Consider the following 16,690-nt stretch of genomic DNA (forward strand, 5'->3'; position numbering starts at 1 on the left):
AGTACGAGACCCTGTCGGGGGACGAGATCCGCAACCTTCTCGACGGGCAGCCGCCGATCCGCGACACCGGCGAGAGCGTCACCGCCACCCGCGGCTCCGCCGTCCCCACCGCAGGACGCGGAAGGCCGGAGGCCGTCGATGGCCGGCTGCGGCCGCAGCCGGAAGGCTGATGCGATAGTCACGAACCAAGGGGCGTGCACCGCAAGGCGCACGCCCCTTCGATTTTACATTCCGAGATCAGCGTCGGCGTACTCCGCTCAGCCGCAAGGGCAGCCTCCACGCTGCGGCCTTAAGCTTGGCCCGAGCAGGCTGGCTCATCGATCGAGATCGCCTGTTCCACAGCTTGCGGCTCGTCTGCATTCCGGTCTGCGGCGTGGACCTCGTGCCATCGTGGACCAGGGCCCCGCATATAATGTAGCTCCGGCCGATAGGGGTCTCTGACCTCCCGAATGATCTCCCGCAACCCATCGCCCAGATATCCGAAGAGAGTCGTGAACATCGGTGCCGTCTCCCGTTGTCGGCCAGTCGGAAAAGGCCCTCTGGAACATCATCGATATCCGTGAGGGTGCCGACCCAAGCCGTGACATTCCCGTTCCCAAGTCGCGGGTGCCGAGTAGAAGATGCTTGCTCCGAAAGCTGCTTGAGGTGCGCCTGAGCACATGGACAGGGTGCAAGAGCCAAGTGTTAGGGATTACCTCGACCGGGTATCGCTTGCGGCTTACATTGGGCCGGCAATGTGCTCGGGAGGCGTGACCGTAATATTGGACGACGTGGACAGAAGAAGGAACCGATACCCAACTTGGCCGTTAGGATTACGACCTTCACGATGTTCCCTCTGGATGAACTTGGGGCCTGACAGACAACTCTGTCAGGCTTTTTCTTTCGACTTCCGAGTCCCTCGGCCTTCTACCTCGACGATGTCGGCGACCCTTATCGCCTCCGGAGGCGTTCGATCGCATCCCGATGCGCTGCGGCGTCGACTCCGTACAGGCCGGCGAGTCGCTCGATCTCGGCCTGCCTCTCCTCGGAAGAGAGGCGGGGAGACAGACTTGAAACAGCAGCGACGAATGAGGCGCCCGCCAGCACAGGATCGCGTCGCATCGCCGTCTGCTCCTGCTCTTTCTTCAGATCCGCCTGGCGCTGCTTGTAGGTCTCCAGAGGTCCGAGTGCGCGAATAGCCCGATTCCGCAGGGCCGGAGCAGAGAGACCATGCTCTTCGGCAATGTCGGAGAGACTCTGGTCCAGATCCTCATCGGAGAGGAGCGCCTCAGCAAGTTCTTCAATGGCTGGAACAAACGGGTCCATCTCTAACCTCATCTGATCTCGTTCATCATCTAACAGACGCGCACCCGTTCGGTTCACGGCCGACTGATCAGGCCGAGACCCGGGACTGCTAACGAGACTTCGTCCGGTTGCTCTCCTCACCAAGGGCTTGGTGGAGTGCGAACAGATTTTCAAAAGCCCTATATGCCAAACGGTAAAGATCCGGACAGGCGGCAACAGCCGGATGACCCGCCAAATGATCGTCGACGGCTTTCATTAGTACCGAGGCGGAATGACTGGCTTCGGGGAGAGCGTGCGGCATTCCGTTGAGGAGGGTCCTCATGCGCTCGCGGCGAGTTGCCTCGATAATTTCATCAGGATCTGGCTGGAGCATTGATTTTCTTTCCTGACGGGCACTTCCGCCGACTCGTGCTGGTTTCATCCCATCTCTATCGGCAAACCGTTAACCATACATTCCTGCAGGAATCATCAGCGCCGAAACGGTTCGTTCTGGGTCAGTAATCGAGAAACGACCGGTTCCGGTTATCCGTGTAGATCTCATAGGGCTCACCCTCGTGCCCGCCTCCGAGGTAAAGCACACTTGCGACGCTGCCGACTTGGGTCTGCGGCAGGACATGGCGGCTGACAAAGGGAAAGACGCTGCGAATGGTTGCATCGATGCTGCGGCTGAAGCGATCCTCGAAGGTGGGTGAGGTTATGACGTTCATGATCACCCGGCCTCCTGGGGCAAGCGCTTGTTCGACCGCCATGAATGCTTCGCGCGTGATAAGGTCCGGCGGCAGGTTCAAGCGGTTCGTGAAGGCATCGAGTACAATAACGTCGTAAGTCTGATTGTTGCGCCGCAGAAATGCGCGGGCGGATTCGGGCACAAAGGTTTTGTTGGGAGTGAGAGGCCGGCGCAGAAAATGCTCTTCGCTTACCTCTCGAAGTGCGGGGTCGATATCGACATAGGTGTAGGTGTTGACGCGATCCTCAAGGCCGATGGTGAACCCTCCAGCGCCGATCACGAGAATGCGGTGAGGCCGAGCCGGGTCCAGCTTCTCGAGTACCTCCTTCTCAATGAATTTCACGTAAGCGAAGCGGTGTTCAGGATGGGCCGCCACCTTGGAGGACGGACTGTTGTTGATCACCATAAGGCGGCTGTTCTCTGCAGGATTGGTGACCACCCGCACCTCGCTGTAGAGATTGTTGCTGACGATCCCATAGGCCTGCATCACCGCCGGGCTGTTGATTGCCACGATGTAGAGGCCGAGTGCGCCGGCAGCCGGAACAAGCTTGTTCCGGCTCTCCGTCCGCCAGCCGATGAGAACGGCGAGCAGCACCAGAAGCCCAAGGGTAAATGCCACTGTGATGTGGACCCCCAGGAAGGTCATGAACACGAGGGTCGACACCACAGAACCTAGAAACGACCCAAAGGTAGACAGGAACAGCATCAGTCCCGTGGAGCGCGGCAGGCTGCCCCCGGTCGAGCAATAGGCAACCAGCGGAATGGTCTGGCCCATGAGGTAGATCGGGTAGACCAGGAACAGGGACGTATGGGCTGCTGCCTGGGCAAGGCGATGTGTCAGCCCAATTCCATCAAGGATCTGGAAGAAGGTTACCAGAAAGGGGTGCGACAGGCCGAAGCTGAGGATAAGCGAAGCAACGAGCAGGTTGCGGGTGAGCCGCCGGCGGATGCCTGCCTCGTCCCCGGAAGCGAATTCGGCCCGTCCTCCGGCCTCGTAGCCGAAGGCGAGGGGCAGGAGGACCGCCGCGATGACGATGGCGACCGTGTCTGTCGCATTGCCCACGTATGGCGTGAGTTGGCGGATGGCGAGGAGTTCCACCGCGAGGACGGCATAGCCCTCAATGGCAACTGCACCGAGCAAGAGCGGGGAGGAAAACATGAGTGGTCATGAGCCTTTGGACATTGGGCTTTCGAAACCGGAACGATGCGCGAACGGCCGACAGCCTAGAACCCGCCCACCAAGCTCGCAAGCTGGCGGAATGAAAGGCGAGGCCGGAGGTGCCTATCGGCAAGCTTACGCGGCGCACCCGATCTTAATGCGGCAGGGGAGTGAGGCGGCGTAGAGCGGACGTGAGGGCATCGGTGATTTGCTCCAGCACCTGTCGATCGACGTTCTGCTCCGTATCGCAGGCCTTGTGATAGCAAGGGTCGAAAGGCTGTCCCGCAGTGCCGCCGAACCGCTGAGCATGAGCGGCATCCTTCGTGCCACCCGCTCCCGTGAACAGGCTGACCGTCGGGATGCCCTTGGTGGCAAAAGATGCGTTATCCGAGCTGAAGCCTCGAGGAGAGCCGATCCGCTCCTCCACGGGGAGGTTGTTCTCTCTGAAATAGTCGGTGAGAAACCCCACAGTGCTTGCCACGAAGGCGTTATTGGTCTCCTGCGTGAGCTGAATGAAGCGCCCGAAATTAGGGGAGCCAACCATGTCCAGGTTGATGTAGAGCACGATGCGGCGGCGCTCTTCCTCGGAAAGGGTATCCAAATGGTGCCGCGAGCCGAGGAGACCGCGCTCCTCTGCGCCCCAGAAAGCGAACCGGATCGGCACGTCCGTTGCAGGCTCGCCCGCAAGCCGCAATGCTGCTTCCAAGACGGCTGCCGAGCCACTGGCGTTGTCGTTCATGCCGGGACCCTCCGATACACTGTCGAGGTGAGCCCCTACGACAACGAGGGAGCCGTCCGTCTTACCTCGCTCTGCCGTCACATTATGCGTGGAACGGGTTCCCGCCTCTGCATCGATCCGCAAGCGGATCTCGATGCCGTTTGCCTCCCGGCCGGCCACAGCGAGCTTGCTCCCGACCTCTGTCGTTACACCGAGTACTGGGACTGCGGCTGGGGTCCTCAATGTTCCAGTAAAGGCCCCGGTTTGCCCCTCGGTTCCTTGGTTCATGATGATCACGCCAGCCGCGCCGGCTGCTTGCGCATGTTCCACCTTGGACTGGAATGGGCAGGTTCCGCGCCGGATGAGCGCGATATTTCCCCGTGCAAATCCTGCAAAGTCCTCCTGTCGACAGCCGCTGGTGGACGGCCGCGCGGGTCCTTCATCCAAGTCCAGGGCAACCTCCTGGAGACGAGCCGTCACGTCACCCGAGCCGGAGTTTCGCAAGGTCCGCAGTGCCTCCGGTGGGGGCGTGTAAGACCCTGGACTGGCGAGATCGGCTGCGAGAACTGGCGGAGACCGCTCTTCGAAGAATGGGAATGTGAATTCCTCGAGCTGGACCGTATAACCTGCACTGCGAAGCTGATCTGCAACGTATCGGGCCGAAAGGTCGTAGCCGGAAGTTCCCGCAGCCCTGTTGTCCCCGTTCGCGGCCGCGATTCCCTGCAAGGCCTGGATGTGGCGAAATGGGCCGTCCTCGAGTCCGGAAGCAGGGCGAACATCTGCTCGAACCGCGACTGGGCCACAATGCAGGAGAATGGCTGCGGTCAGTATTCGGCATGTACTGAGAATGAGGGGCAATACGTCCTTCCCGGCGCAGGCAACGCACGTTTGATCCTAGGCTCAAGGAAAATGGTGAGCCTTCCCAAGGGCTAAGTACATCGTCGGCGATGTCACATGGGTGTGAAGAGCCTCGGTGCTAAAGGCACCGAACGAGTGGGGTCGAGCCGTGGCTGCGAGGACGCGAGAAACTGAAATTCTATCCATCCTGCTCGTCGACCGTTGCTATTCGGCCATGCCATTCCCAAATTCCTGTCGATGCATGACATTGCCCTTCTGCCTGAGGCGCTCAATCCCCCGATCCTGAAACGGGCGGATGGAAAGCTGCGGCAGGTGGGCCTGGAAATCGAGTTCCTAGGAGCGAGCGTCAGCGGCGCAGCACGGGCCATTACCCGTAACTTCGGCGGATCCGTCGAGGTAGAGGATCCCCACGCTTTCAGAATCTGCGGCTCTCGGTTGGGCGACATGTCGATCGAGATGGATCTCCGGCATATTCATCCTGAGCGTCATCCCAACCTACGTCCGAGATTGAACCGCTATGCCGCTGCATGGCTCGGCACTGTCATCTCTCCATTCGTTCCGCGCGAACTCATCACATCGCCCATGCCCGTCACTCAGCTTCCAGAGATGGACGAAGTCGTCCAAACTCTGAGGGAAGCCGGCGCCCGCGGTCGGGGAGCCGTGCTCCTGGATTCCCTTGGATTGCACCTCAATATCGATCCGCCACGTCTCGATGTGGCCACGATAACGGCCTTTCTGAAGGCACTGCTCCTCGTCGATAGGCGCCTTCGACGGGAAACAGCGCGCGGAAGTGTTCGGCTTACTCTTGCCCTCCCGCCCGAGTACCCCAAGGCCTATGTGCAGCGCGTGTTGTCTCCGGATTACTGGCCCGATCTCACGCGTTTCACGGCGGACTACCTGGAAGCAAACCCGACCCGCGACCGGGCTCTCGATCTCCTACCGCTTCTCACCTACCTTGATGAGGAGCACGTTCGCTCGGTCCTCCCCCATGAGAAGATCAACCCGCGACCGGCCTTTCACTACCGCCTGCCGCAGGCTCACCTGAGTGACCCGAACTGGAGCATTCTTCCTGATTGGGAGCGCTGGCTCATCGTGGAACGTCTCGCGGCCACTCCCGACCACCTTTGGGAAGCCGGCAAGGCCGAGGCAAGCTGACCGCCAGCTCGCGGAGTCTGAGACAGCCAAACCTGCGCCCTAGGAGCCTGCCCAGACCTGTCCCGGACGCATGGCGATGAAGCGGCGAGGAGAGATGCTCAAGTTCTGCAGCGCAGCGGCAAGGTCCCGCGGCGGTTGGTCGACCGCCTCGTTCGTCATCTTGAAGGTTCCCCAGTGGAAGCCAAGCGCATACTTGGCCTTGAGAATGCGGAAGGCCCGAACGGCATCTTCCGGGTTCATGTGCTGTGGTGCCATAAACCAGCGCGGCTCATAGGCGCCAATCGGCAGAAGGGCTATGTCCAGGCTCCGATGCCGTTCGCCAATTTCCTGGAAGTGCCGACCGCCGCCGAAGCCTGTATCGCCCGCGAAGTAAATGGAGCGGCCCGCGTTGCGCAGGACAAAGGAAGCCCAGAGAGCATGGTTCCGGTCGTTGGTGGCCCGTGCCGACCAATGATGGGCAGGCTCAGCGAATACCTGAAGGCCGGGCGCGAGCTCGATATCTTCACCCCAATCGAGAGCCGTGACCTCAACTCTCGGATTATGTGTTCGGATGATGGTGTCATTTCCGAGCGGAGCCACAATTCTCGGCCGGTCGCGCTCCCAGAGACGTACAAGGGTGTGAACGTCCAAGTGATCGTAGTGGTTGTGCGAGATGAGCACCGCATCGATGGGAGGCAAATTGTCGAAGGAGACGCCGGGTGGATTGTATCGTCGTGGACCGGCGAACGGCACCGGGCTAGCCCGCTCCGACCAAATGGGATCCGTCAGGATGTTGCGGTTGCCTGTCTGGATCAGGAAAGTAGCGTGTCCCACGAAGCTGATACGAAGATCGTGCTTTCCTACGCGGGGCGGTGGAACGTCCTGGAACGGGCTCGGGTAAACCTCCGGCCAAGGCTCGGAACGCTCGGATAACCGCCAGCGTAGAAAGTCGCCAAAGCCCCTGGGGCGATCCCCGCCAGGGTTGAAGAAACGGCGCCCATCAAAGTGGTCGCTCAATGGGCCCTTGTAGTAGAAGCTGCCCGGATTGGCGCGAGCGGTCGACGTGGCGCCAAGATGCGGAAGCGCTGCAGCCAGCGTGAGAAAGTGTCTACGGGATAGCACGCGTTGTCCTCCTACCGGGATTCTGGTGCGGCAGCTTGGCTTAGGAAGCCGGTTCACGTGAATATTCCAAAAGGCTCCTGCGCACCAAATGCCGATGAAACCGAACATCGCATCATGTCTTTGCCGGCAGTGCCGAGATCGTCCACAATGGGCCGGCTGATCACGAATCGCGACGGGCCTGCGCCCGCCGGGCGTCTTTGCAGGTCGCAATACGCGGTCCGCAACCAGGGGAGCCAGCGTGAAGGAAATCGTGCTGACGGATGGTGAGGCTGTTCCGGTGCTCGGGCAGGGGACTTGGCAGATGGCCGAGGATGCCAGCCGGAGGAGGGAGGAAATCGAGGCGCTGCGCCTCGGTATCGACCTCGGGATGTCGCTCGTCGACACGGCGGAGATGTATGGCGAAGGGGCTGCAGAACAGCTCGTGGGCGAAGCCATCGCCGGACGGCGCGATCGGGTTTTCCTCGTCAGCAAGGTCTATCCGCACAATGCAAGCCATGACGGTGTCATTCGGGCCTGCGAACGCAGTCTCAAGAGGCTGGGAACGGACCGGCTCGATCTCTACCTCCTGCATTGGCGCGGGGGAGTTCCGCTTGAGGATACCGTTGCCGGATTCGAGGAACTGCGCCGTTCCGGCAAGATCCGGCATTGGGGCGTCAGCAATTTCGACACAGGCGACATGGAGGAACTGGATCGGATCGAAGGTGGCGCCCGCTGCGCCACCAACCAGGTGCTCTACAACGTGACGCGACGCGGTCCGGAGTTCGATCTGCTGCCATGGATGGCGGATCGCCGGATGCCGCTGATGGCCTACAGCCCCATCGAGCAGGGCCGGCTTCCGCGGTCTGGCACGCTGCAGGCGATCGGAGACAAGCACGGAGCCAGCCGGTTTCAAGTTGCCCTTGCATGGCTGCTTCAGCGCGGGGGCGTGATCGCCATTCCCAAAGCGGGTACCTTAGCCCACGTAAGGGACAATCATCGCGCTCTGGAGATCAAGCTCGACCTGGAGGATCTGCAGGCGATCGACGCGAGCTTCCCGCCCCCGGACCGTAAGCGTCCCCTTGAGATGATCTGACCCGCTCATGGGAACCGAGGCACCCTGAGGTCCAGATTGCGACAAGTGGAGCGAAGGTATCGCAGAGGACCCTGCTTCCAGCCACGGAACACCGCCAGCACAAGCAGCCTGAGCCGGCCTTCCGTTTTCACTCCTCGGGCTGTCGCATCCCTCCTGCCGCTGCAGCCGAAGCATGGTAGCATTGCGTCGGTTGCGCAAACTTGCGCTACCATTGCGCCGTTTGCGAGCTAGGTTGTGTGACGGGAATGAACCTCCAGAGGCTCCGTTCTCCTCATCGGCGGAAGCCATCCTGCGGAATGTCCGGAAGTTATGACCCAAATCAGCGCCATCGCGACACCGTCAGTCGCCAAGCCTTCCTTTATCGCGCTGCTAATTGCCGTATCAGCGGTGAGCCCGCTCGGCATCAATATGTATCTTCCTTCGATGCCTGGCATGGCACGGGCATTCGGGGTCGATTTCACCACGATCCAGCTGACCCTTTCGCTCTATCTTGCCGCCATGGCGCTCGGGCAGTTGATCATCGGGCCGATATCGGACCGGTTCGGCCGACGTCCTGTGCTGCTGATCGGCCTCACCGTCTTCATCATCGGCTCTCTCATCTGCTTCCTGGCGCAGAATGTCGGCCTCTTGATCTTCGGTCGTGTCGTACAAGCCATGGGCGGCTGCGCAGGGATCACCCTCAGCCGCGCCATTGTCCGCGATCTCTACGGGCGGAATCAGGTGGCCAGCATGATCGGCTACGTCACCATGGGCATGGCGGTCGCTCCCATGGTCGCGCCGACCATCGGCGGTCTTCTCGACACGTTTTACGGGTGGCGTGCCTCCTTTGCCTTTCTGATCGCATTCGGCGGTCTCGCCCTGCTCTTCGCCGCTTGGCAACTCCCCGAGACGAACCACAACCGCGGCTCAGGGGGCGCAGGCCGCGAGCTTCTGTATAGTTATTTCATTCTCTTTCGCTCCCGCCTGTTCTGGGGCTACACGCTCGCCGCCAGCTTCATCTCGGCGGTGTTCTTCGCCTTCCTGGCAGGTGCACCCTTCGTGATGATCGAGCTGATGGGGCGGAGCGCTGCGGAATATGGCTTCTATTTCGCCCTCGTCCCCAGCGGTTACATTCTGGGCAACTTTGCCTCCGGTCGGTTCGCCGCCCGGGTCGGTCCGAACAGGATGATTCTGGCGGGCACGTTCATGGCTCTGGCCAGTGTTGCAGCCATGGCCGTGATTTTCGCTGTCGGGTTCATGCATCCGGCGGCCTTGTTCGGCCCTATGTTCTTCATCGGCCTGGGAAACGGATTGGTCCTCCCGAGCGGGATTGCGGGCGCCGTGAGCGTCAAGCCGGATGTCGCGGGCGCAGCGGCCGGCTTGTCAGGGAGCCTTCAGATCGGGTTCGGTGCGCTCGTAGCTCCCTTGATTGGTGCTACACTCAGCACCACCATATGGCCGCTGATCGCCATCATGACAGCCTGCTCATTGCTGGCGATCGCCTCGTTCGGCTTGGTCGCAGGGCAGCACAGGCCAGAGGCTGGAAACTGAGCGGGGATTTCGTCGATTTTGGCTCGCCATTACCTTGGCCGTTCCAGGCAGGCACTCCTCGAGCCTCTCGGCAATTGCGTTCAGGTCTAAGGTGAGACGCCGGCATTTCGATCGTGTTCTTCATGGACGCCCAGGGATTTCCCGCCGTTGGCGAGTTGCGGAACCCCCCGCCATGATTCCATCGGTGAGTGGGTCGAAGCTCGTGAGACGGCTGTAATCGCGTCCGGCTCCGTATCCACCCCGTAAGGCCGTTCCAATCGGATCGACGCCGGTGATGACGATCCGAGTGTTGTCGGGTCCCTCCGCCATGACGAGGTTGAAAAGGATCCTGGCATTTCCCGGCGATAGCCGAATGCAGCCATGCGAGGCCGGTGAGCCCAGGCGGCTCGTGGCATGGCTTCCATGGATGGCGTGCCCGGCATCGGTGAAGAAGATGGAATAAGGCATGGGAGCGTTGTCCCACTCCCTGGAATAGTGCTGCTTCACCAAGCGTGAGGGTGTGAATGCGCCGGTGGGCGTCGCATAATCAGCCATGCCGGTCGACACGGGCCAGGAATACCGTTCCTCTCCATCGACGGAAACCGTCATGCGCTGGGCCGTCTTATCGACTGAAATGGCGATCTCGGCGCCAATCCCCGGGGAAGACAGGACAACCATTCCGACAAACAAAACGACAGATGAGGTCGATCCTCGCATCAGCCCGCCTCCGCTTGGTGTCCGGGGTCTCCGATGAGGAGCCGCACAAGGATGACGACCATCAAAGGTTAAGGTTCCAAGCCGGTCGAACCCACAGGTCCCCTGCATGGTGCCGGTGACCCAAAAGGGAGGGCAGGTGGCGTGCAGTTCCGCTTATGAACTGCGGGAGCCGAGCAGGACCTCTTTGGCCTGGTTCACTCGGGCCGCGAGATAGGTCGAACCTCCCTGATCAGGATGGAGCTTCTTCATAAGGGTCCTGTGTGCCTGCCGGACCTCGTCGGGACCGGCACCCGGCTGAAGCCCCAGGACTTGGTAAGCCTCCTCGTGCGTCATGGCGCCGGATGAGGATTGAGCCGCCGAGTGCGCCTTCTCCTCGCTCTGGCTGCTTCCGCGCCAATCTGGAAACCTGCGGTCAAGATAGGCCTCCAGGAGACGGGCGCCGTCCGCGTCCTGAGCGCGGCACTCGGTCAGGAGGTGCAGCAGGCTGGCTTCATCGAGCGAGTCGAGCCGCTGCCCCGCGAAGACGCCGGCGAGCACGGAACCGTCCATGGCTCCCGTATCGTGATCGAGTTCCATCTCAATCATACTGGAGCGGACCCGGGAGGTATTGCCCGGCGACGGCTGTGCCGATCCGCTCGCACCTGAGAAACCGAGGCCGCTCCACCCGAGGAGCCAGGCTCCAAGACTTGCGAGGAGGAGGGCCATGTCGATCCGCCCCCTGAACCCGAGCAGCGCGGCTGCCCCAAGAGCTATGATGCCGCCGGTCACCTTGAGAAGCTTTGCGAGGCTGGCCGTATTCGCCTGCGCAAAGTTGTTCAGGAAGAACAGCAGAATGGCAACGGCGGCGATGCCGTAGAGCAGCATCACGGTTTGCGTCCGGTCATTGCGGTGAGGAGACCGCGAGCCTGTTCGCTGCTCGGCGCCAGCCGGGTCAATCCTTCGACGCCGCTCGTGGCGTAAACGGCAGCAGCGCGCAGAAGCGCGGAGAGGGTCTGCGGCGCTCCCGCATCGAAATGCGCATAAGCTCCACCGGTCAGACGGGCGATCTCCTTGAATGCCCGGGCTGCGTCAGGATCCTGCCCCTCATGGAACATGAATGCCTTGATGCCGAGGAGGCCGAGCTCACCCGCGACGGCGCAGAGATCATCGATGGGCTCTTCCATGGCATCTCCGACATAGACGAGCACCTTCAACGGGGCCTTGCCTGCTTCTGCCCGAACGTGACGGAGCACGCGCCCGATCTGGGTCTGGCCGCCCCGGCAGCTGATCTTCGTCATGAGATCGGTGAGGGCGCGCGGGTCTGCGACCCAGCGGGAGGAGCGACACTCGTCGAAACCTCTGAAATAGACCAATTGGACCGAGAGGCCCCCTGCATGGCTCGCTGCTGCGAACATCTCACTCTGGACACGGCAGGCGAGATCCCAGGTGGGTTGCCGGCTCATCGTGGCATCGAGAGCAAAGACGAGCCGCGCCCGGGGTGCGCCGCTCTCCAATGGTCCGAGACGTTTCGCCTCCGTCAGGAAGGAGTCGATCATGGAATCCGGACTGCCGATGATCGAGGACGACCGGGTGAGATCCTTCTTGTCGGGCATGATACCTCCCTTGGCCTATGATGTGGGTTTTGGGGGAGGGATTGCAAATCCGGACCAGGCTACGGCGCAGCTTTTCCTCATCGGGTCGGCCTCTGCTGCACCTGGCTCATCGTGTCAGCGGGGCCTGGCCGACACCGAATGCGGCTGTCGGTACTCCACGTCCAAGGATCCGAAAGCCAGGCGGTGGAGTCGGCGCCTCCGGAGGCTCCTTAAAGTGTTTTCGTGGACGTCACAGGTTCAGGATTGGCAAGGCCTTTGCGCTTCCATGGGCCTGAAGGTCGAGGCCATGTTCCCGAACCTCTTCATCCGTAAGTTCACGTAGCGTTTCAGCGTGCGAGTTCGGTCCCGCCGCCTTCTCGGCGACGAGCTCGGCATCCCGTTCGTCCTTGGCTACCACCACCAGAGGTGCGGTCTTCGACTTTCCGCTCCCTGGCTGCGCCACCGTTACAGTCACGCCAAACCCCTTGTTCATCCACGTACACCCCTGGCATCTCGACCACAAACCATATGGCACCAGCCCATTCGATAGACGGCCAATCCCCCGGGCAGGTTCCAAGCCGCCGCGATCCGGGTAAGCGTCTGTGGTTGCCGTTTGGAGAGCGGTTCGTCCCTGCGAGGCGGGTTCCTGCTAGACGACAGGCTTCTGGAGCCGCACTCCAGGGCCGGCTTCTCCCGACGGGATCAGCAGCGCTCCGCCGCTTTCCAACGCTGCGACGACCTGGGCTGCCGTTCCTGGATGGAGGCAATGCCGACCGTTTTCGAAGTCACGGATGGTGCTGCGCGACACGCCTGCATTCCCGGCGAGCTCCTCTTGGGTCCAGTCCAGGAGACCACGGGCGGCTCGGCATTGTTCAGGCGATAACAGCGGCATTGAGAATGCTCTTGCATTGGCGCACCAAGGTCGCCCATTATGGTTGAGATTAGACCGGCTTGGCGCCGTGCGCAAGGCGCCGCCATAAGTGCCTTACATCTCACGCGATCGGGAGCGCATGCCGCATCACACGCCGCTCATCACCACCATTGTCGTCGGCCTTGGTCTGGCATTCATCCTCGGGGCTGTGGCCAACCGGCTGCGCATGTCGCCGCTGGTCGGCTATCTCATCGCAGGCATCCTGATCGGGCCGTTTACCCCCGGCTATGTGGCGGATCAGGGGCTGGCGCTGCAACTGGCGGAGATCGGCGTCATTCTGCTGATGTTTGGTGTGGGTCTCCACTTCTCGGTGGCGGACCTGCTGTCGGTCAGGGCTATCGCCGTTCCCGGCGCCCTGGGCCAGATCGCGCTTGCGACATTGATGGGACTAGGGCTCGCGTTGCTCCTCGGCTGGACCGTGGGGGCAGGGCTTGTGTTCGGCCTGGCGCTCTCCGTTGCCAGCACCGTCGTGCTGCTGCGAGCCATGCAGGAGAGGCGGCTGATCAAAAGTAATCAGGGCCGCATCGCAGTAGGGTGGCTCATCGTCGAGGATCTGGCGATGGTCCTCACATTGGTCCTCCTTCCTGCCATAGCCGGGTTCTTGGGTGGGCGCAGCGACATGCAGACGTCGCAGGTCGATCTCGGCGGCCTCGCCAATTGGCTCAACTTGGACACCATTTGGGGCACCCTGGCCTTCACGGTTCTGAAGCTCGGGGCCTTCGGGGTCGTCATGCTCGTGGTCGGGCGCAGGGTGATACCCTGGATGCTGCACTACGTGGCGCATACAGGCTCGCGCGAGCTGTTCCGGCTGTCGGTACTCGCAACCGCGCTCGGCGTGGCCTTCGGATCGGCGGAGCTGTTCGGGGTTTCCTTCGCTCTGGGGGCGTTCTTCGCCGGAATGATCATGGCCGAGTCCCAGCTCAGCCACCAGGCCGCGCAGGAGACGCTGCCGCTGCGCGATGCCTTTGCCGTGCTGTTCTTCGTATCTGTCGGCATGCTGTTCGATCCGAGCATTCTCCTGCGCGAGCCTGTGGCGGTCTTGGTCACGGTCCTGATCATCGTCGTCGGCAAATCCATTGCCGCGTTCCTGATCGTCAGGGCCTTTCGCCATCCGCTCAGCATTGCTCTCACGATCTCTGCCAGCCTGGCGCAGATCGGCGAGTTCTCCTTCATCCTCGCAGGGCTTGGGATCTCGCTAGGGCTTCTTCCAGAGGCAGGACGGGATCTGATCCTGGCCGGGGCGCTCCTGTCGATCCTGATCAACCCCTTGTTCTTCTATATGGCCGACCGGATCAGCCTCAGGTTCGAGGAGAGGGAACGGGCAGGTGGCCCGGCGAGGTCCGCTACGGACCACCAGGTGCCTATCGCCGAGCCAGTCGCGCCACCGCCGGTGCCGGAGACCGAGTTTCCAAGGACAAATCTGCGCGGGCACACTGTTTTGGTGGGTTACGGTCGTGTCGGGAGCCTCGTCGGGCAGGCCCTGCGAGAGAAGGGGTCTCCTTTCCTCGTTATCGAGGAGCGCCAGGAGGTGGTGGATCGTCTGCGTGCGGAGGGCATCGAGGCCATACACGGCGAAGCCGGACAGCCCGGCCTCCTCGAGGCGGTCAATTTCGCGGAGGCCAGCTACTTGATAAGCGCCATTCCAAGCCCCTTCGAGGCAAGCAATCTGATCCAGACGGCCCGCGCCGCGAACCCCGATCTGCAGATCATTGCCCGAGCTCACAGTGATGCCGAGATCGAGCACCTCTACAAGTATGGCGCCAGTTTGGTGATCATGGGTGAGCAGGAAATTGCGCGTGGCATGCTCTCCGCGATCCTGGGCTCCCGATTTGGGTCTGGCAGCGAGCCCCCGGACGAGGCACGCACCCGGAGCGTTTCCGGATCATCGCTCGACGCATTCGAGACGGCCCAAACAGAACCCGGAAACAAGACGGAAGACGACATGGAAGAAAAGACGGATCCTGAGGGATCTGGTCTTTCTGCATCCTCTCGTTCTGAAAGCCCCCGGTGATCCTGCTGAATACCGGAGTTGCGCCATTTTCCCGACAGGGGGGCATGGAATGGATCCGGGTCACCAGAAAGCGCAGCCTGCCTTGATTCTGCCTCACCCATTCGTAGCCTGATGGGATGGCTTAGGGCGAAAGGAACAGATGAGTACACTCACCCTTCTCGTTGATGATCGAGAGTTGAGTACGATCCGCGCTGCGCTCCTCCTCCTGCAAGAGCAGGCCGATATGCTTCCCGAAGATCTCGCGGAGATGGTACGGGAAAACGGACCTGCATTGACCGATACCGAAATTAGGCAGCTCACCAGCCGCCTCGCCGGGCAGCCGAAAGAGTTCGGCGACAAACCTCGTGAACAGCCATCAGACTTCGGAGCCCTGTTCGAGATGAGATGAAGCGCTGACGCTGCCTTCGCTCCCCAATAAGGGCAGAGAAGCCCTCGCATGTCTGGGTCGGCGGCATATATCTTGTGCAGGAACTGCAGGGGCGGCCGTTAGGCCGCACTGAATGAAGCTTTCCCTAGCGATAGTTTAGAGATAAACGATTCCGTGCATTGAGGCTCTGGCGGCTAATGCCAAGCCGACCACTTACCAACAATATGGATTCAGTATGAGTTCTGCGACATCTCCCAAGCAGCGGCCGCAGGAGGATCATCACGACCATGACGATATCGTCTACCCGCAGACCATCCCCTTCATCCTCGTTCACCTGGCTTGTTTCGCTGCCGTCTGGACTGGTGTGACCTGGGAGGCCGTGGTCATCGGCATCACGCTCTATTGGGTGCGCATGTTCGGGATTACGGCTGGCTATCACCGCTATTTCTCTCACCGCTCGTACGCGACAAGCCGTGCCTTTCAGTTCATCCTCGCCTGCTTGGCGCAGAGTACGGCCCAGAAAAGCGTTCTGTGGTGGGCCGCCAAGCATCGGCACCATCATCTGTTTTCGGATACGGAGCACGACGCACATTCGCCCAGGCACGACGGCTTCCTTTTTGCCCATGTGGGCTGGATCTTTTCGCGCAGGCATGACACGGCGGATCTCGTGAAGGTCGGGGACTTTACGAAGTACCCGGAACTCATGTGGCTTCACAAATACGAGTTGGCGCCCGCTGCCGTACTCGCCTTGATCACCTTCTTGGTCGGCGGTTGGCCGGGACTTGTGGTCGGTTTCTTCTGGAGCACGGTGGCCGTCTATCATGCCACCTTCTGCATCAACTCGCTCGCTCATGTGCATGGCTCGAAACGCTACGTGACGGGCGACGACTCCCGCAACAATTGGCTCCTCGCCTTCTTTACGATGGGCGAAGGCTGGCACAACAACCACCATGCGTACCAGGCGAGCGTGCGCCAGGGATTCCGCTGGTGGGAAATCGACCCGACCTTCTACATCATCAAGGTGCTCTCTTGGGTTGGCATCGTATGGGATCTCAAGAGCCCGCCAGAGGCGGTGCTCAGGAACGAGCAGAGGCTCGGCTCAAGGGTGATCGACCGGGCGGCCGGTGATCTCGTGGCCACCTTCAATATCGAAAGCATCTCTACCAAGCTGAACCATGCTCTCGAAACCACCCCCAGCTTGGCAGATCTTCGGGCAAGATTGTCGGCTGCGGAGAACAAGGCGCACGAGGTTCTGGTGCAGGTGCAACTGCCCCATCTTCCCACCAGGGAGGAGGTTTGGGCGCGTGCCGCGAGCATGTTCGCGAAAACACGCTCCCTGGACGATATCGTTGAGCGGGCGCACCGGATGATCCTGGAAGCGGTGGGAACCCGGTTGGCCATCGCAGGACATTGATGGAAAGAACGAAAAGGGCCGCATTATGCGGCCCTTTTCATAGCCAGGCCCGCGGTTGGGATGCGTCATTCCCACCATAGCCCAGTCATTCCGGAG

The 16,690-nt window shown here is 61.3% G+C and carries 16 protein-coding genes; 6 read left to right on the forward strand and 10 right to left on the reverse strand.

Annotated elements, in window-relative coordinates; translation table 11 throughout:
* Positions 1-930: 930 nt before the first annotated feature.
* From ACFOYU_RS23740 to ACFOYU_RS23755, 4 genes are all read right to left on the reverse strand, one after another.
* Positions 931-1,305: a hypothetical protein gene (locus ACFOYU_RS23740; RefSeq protein ID WP_226741478.1), complete on the reverse strand. Its 375-nt coding sequence runs from the start codon at positions 1,303-1,305 to the stop codon at positions 931-933.
* Positions 1,306-1,393: 88 nt separating this feature from the next.
* Positions 1,394-1,705 carry a hypothetical protein gene (locus tag ACFOYU_RS23745; RefSeq protein WP_377035462.1) on the reverse strand — a complete coding sequence of 104 codons (312 nt, stop codon included), beginning with the start codon at positions 1,703-1,705 and terminating at the stop codon, positions 1,394-1,396.
* Positions 1,706-1,778: 73 nt separating this feature from the next.
* The gene (locus ACFOYU_RS23750; protein ID WP_377035463.1) at positions 1,779-3,170 is read right to left on the reverse strand and encodes a fused MFS/spermidine synthase; all 1,392 of its coding nucleotides are present in this window, start codon (positions 3,168-3,170) and stop codon (positions 1,779-1,781) included.
* A 154-nt stretch (positions 3,171-3,324) separates the two neighbouring features.
* The gene (locus ACFOYU_RS23755; RefSeq protein WP_377035464.1) at positions 3,325-4,368 is read right to left on the reverse strand and encodes a M20/M25/M40 family metallo-hydrolase; all 1,044 of its coding nucleotides are present in this window, start codon (positions 4,366-4,368) and stop codon (positions 3,325-3,327) included.
* Positions 4,369-4,983: 615 nt separating this feature from the next.
* Here ACFOYU_RS23755 and ACFOYU_RS23760 point away from each other — a divergent pair.
* Positions 4,984-5,901 (forward strand): amidoligase family protein, encoded by a 918-nt coding sequence (locus ACFOYU_RS23760; protein WP_377035465.1) that lies wholly within the window; start codon positions 4,984-4,986, stop codon positions 5,899-5,901.
* Between the two features lie 39 nt (positions 5,902-5,940).
* Here ACFOYU_RS23760 and ACFOYU_RS23765 read toward each other — a convergent pair whose 3' ends face one another.
* A complete protein-coding gene (locus tag ACFOYU_RS23765) occupies positions 5,941-7,110 on the reverse strand; it encodes an MBL fold metallo-hydrolase (protein WP_377035466.1) in 1,170 nt (389 codons plus the stop codon).
* A gap of 130 nt (positions 7,111-7,240) precedes the next feature.
* On the opposite strand from ACFOYU_RS23765, the gene ACFOYU_RS23770 reads away from it, so the two are divergent.
* Both ACFOYU_RS23770 and ACFOYU_RS23775 read left to right on the forward strand, forming a co-directional pair.
* The gene (locus ACFOYU_RS23770; RefSeq protein WP_377035467.1) at positions 7,241-8,074 is read left to right on the forward strand and encodes an aldo/keto reductase; all 834 of its coding nucleotides are present in this window, start codon (positions 7,241-7,243) and stop codon (positions 8,072-8,074) included.
* A 309-nt stretch (positions 8,075-8,383) separates the two neighbouring features.
* On the forward strand, positions 8,384-9,604 hold the full coding sequence (locus tag ACFOYU_RS23775) for a multidrug effflux MFS transporter (protein ID WP_377035468.1): 1,221 nt from the start codon (positions 8,384-8,386) through the stop codon (positions 9,602-9,604).
* A gap of 120 nt (positions 9,605-9,724) precedes the next feature.
* Here the strand turns inward: ACFOYU_RS23775 and ACFOYU_RS23780 are convergent, their stop codons facing one another.
* From ACFOYU_RS23780 to ACFOYU_RS23800, 5 genes are all read right to left on the reverse strand, one after another.
* On the reverse strand, positions 9,725-10,261 hold the full coding sequence (locus ACFOYU_RS23780) for a L,D-transpeptidase (protein ID WP_377035469.1): 537 nt from the start codon (positions 10,259-10,261) through the stop codon (positions 9,725-9,727).
* Positions 10,262-10,453: 192 nt separating this feature from the next.
* A complete protein-coding gene (locus ACFOYU_RS23785; RefSeq protein ID WP_377035559.1) occupies positions 10,454-11,164 on the reverse strand; it encodes a DnaJ domain-containing protein in 711 nt (236 codons plus the stop codon).
* Positions 11,164-11,892, reverse strand: coding sequence for a VWA domain-containing protein (locus ACFOYU_RS23790; protein WP_377035470.1), 729 nt, complete (start codon positions 11,890-11,892; stop codon positions 11,164-11,166). The genes ACFOYU_RS23785 and ACFOYU_RS23790 overlap by 1 nt, the downstream gene beginning before the upstream one ends.
* 229 nt (positions 11,893-12,121) lie before the next feature.
* Positions 12,122-12,364 (reverse strand): hypothetical protein, encoded by a 243-nt coding sequence (locus ACFOYU_RS23795; RefSeq protein WP_377035471.1) that lies wholly within the window; start codon positions 12,362-12,364, stop codon positions 12,122-12,124.
* Between the two features lie 156 nt (positions 12,365-12,520).
* The gene (locus tag ACFOYU_RS23800) at positions 12,521-12,763 is read right to left on the reverse strand and encodes a helix-turn-helix transcriptional regulator (RefSeq protein ID WP_226741490.1); all 243 of its coding nucleotides are present in this window, start codon (positions 12,761-12,763) and stop codon (positions 12,521-12,523) included.
* A gap of 118 nt (positions 12,764-12,881) precedes the next feature.
* Between ACFOYU_RS23800 and ybaL the strand changes: the two genes are divergently transcribed.
* The 3 genes from ybaL (at position 12,882) to ACFOYU_RS23815 (ending at position 16,594) form a co-directional block, all read left to right on the forward strand.
* Positions 12,882-14,813, forward strand: coding sequence for a YbaL family putative K(+) efflux transporter (gene ybaL / locus ACFOYU_RS23805; protein ID WP_377035472.1), 1,932 nt, complete (start codon positions 12,882-12,884; stop codon positions 14,811-14,813).
* 139 nt (positions 14,814-14,952) lie between these two features.
* Positions 14,953-15,201 carry a hypothetical protein gene (locus ACFOYU_RS23810; RefSeq protein ID WP_226741492.1) on the forward strand — a complete coding sequence of 83 codons (249 nt, stop codon included), beginning with the start codon at positions 14,953-14,955 and terminating at the stop codon, positions 15,199-15,201.
* Positions 15,202-15,415: 214 nt separating this feature from the next.
* A complete protein-coding gene (locus ACFOYU_RS23815) occupies positions 15,416-16,594 on the forward strand; it encodes an acyl-CoA desaturase (protein ID WP_377035473.1) in 1,179 nt (392 codons plus the stop codon).
* The last annotated feature ends 96 nt before the right edge of the window (positions 16,595-16,690 follow it).

The organism is Microvirga sp. GCM10011540 (genome assembly GCF_042650665.1).
GTDB classification, from domain to species: Bacteria; Pseudomonadota; Alphaproteobacteria; order Rhizobiales; family Beijerinckiaceae; genus Microvirga; species Microvirga lenta.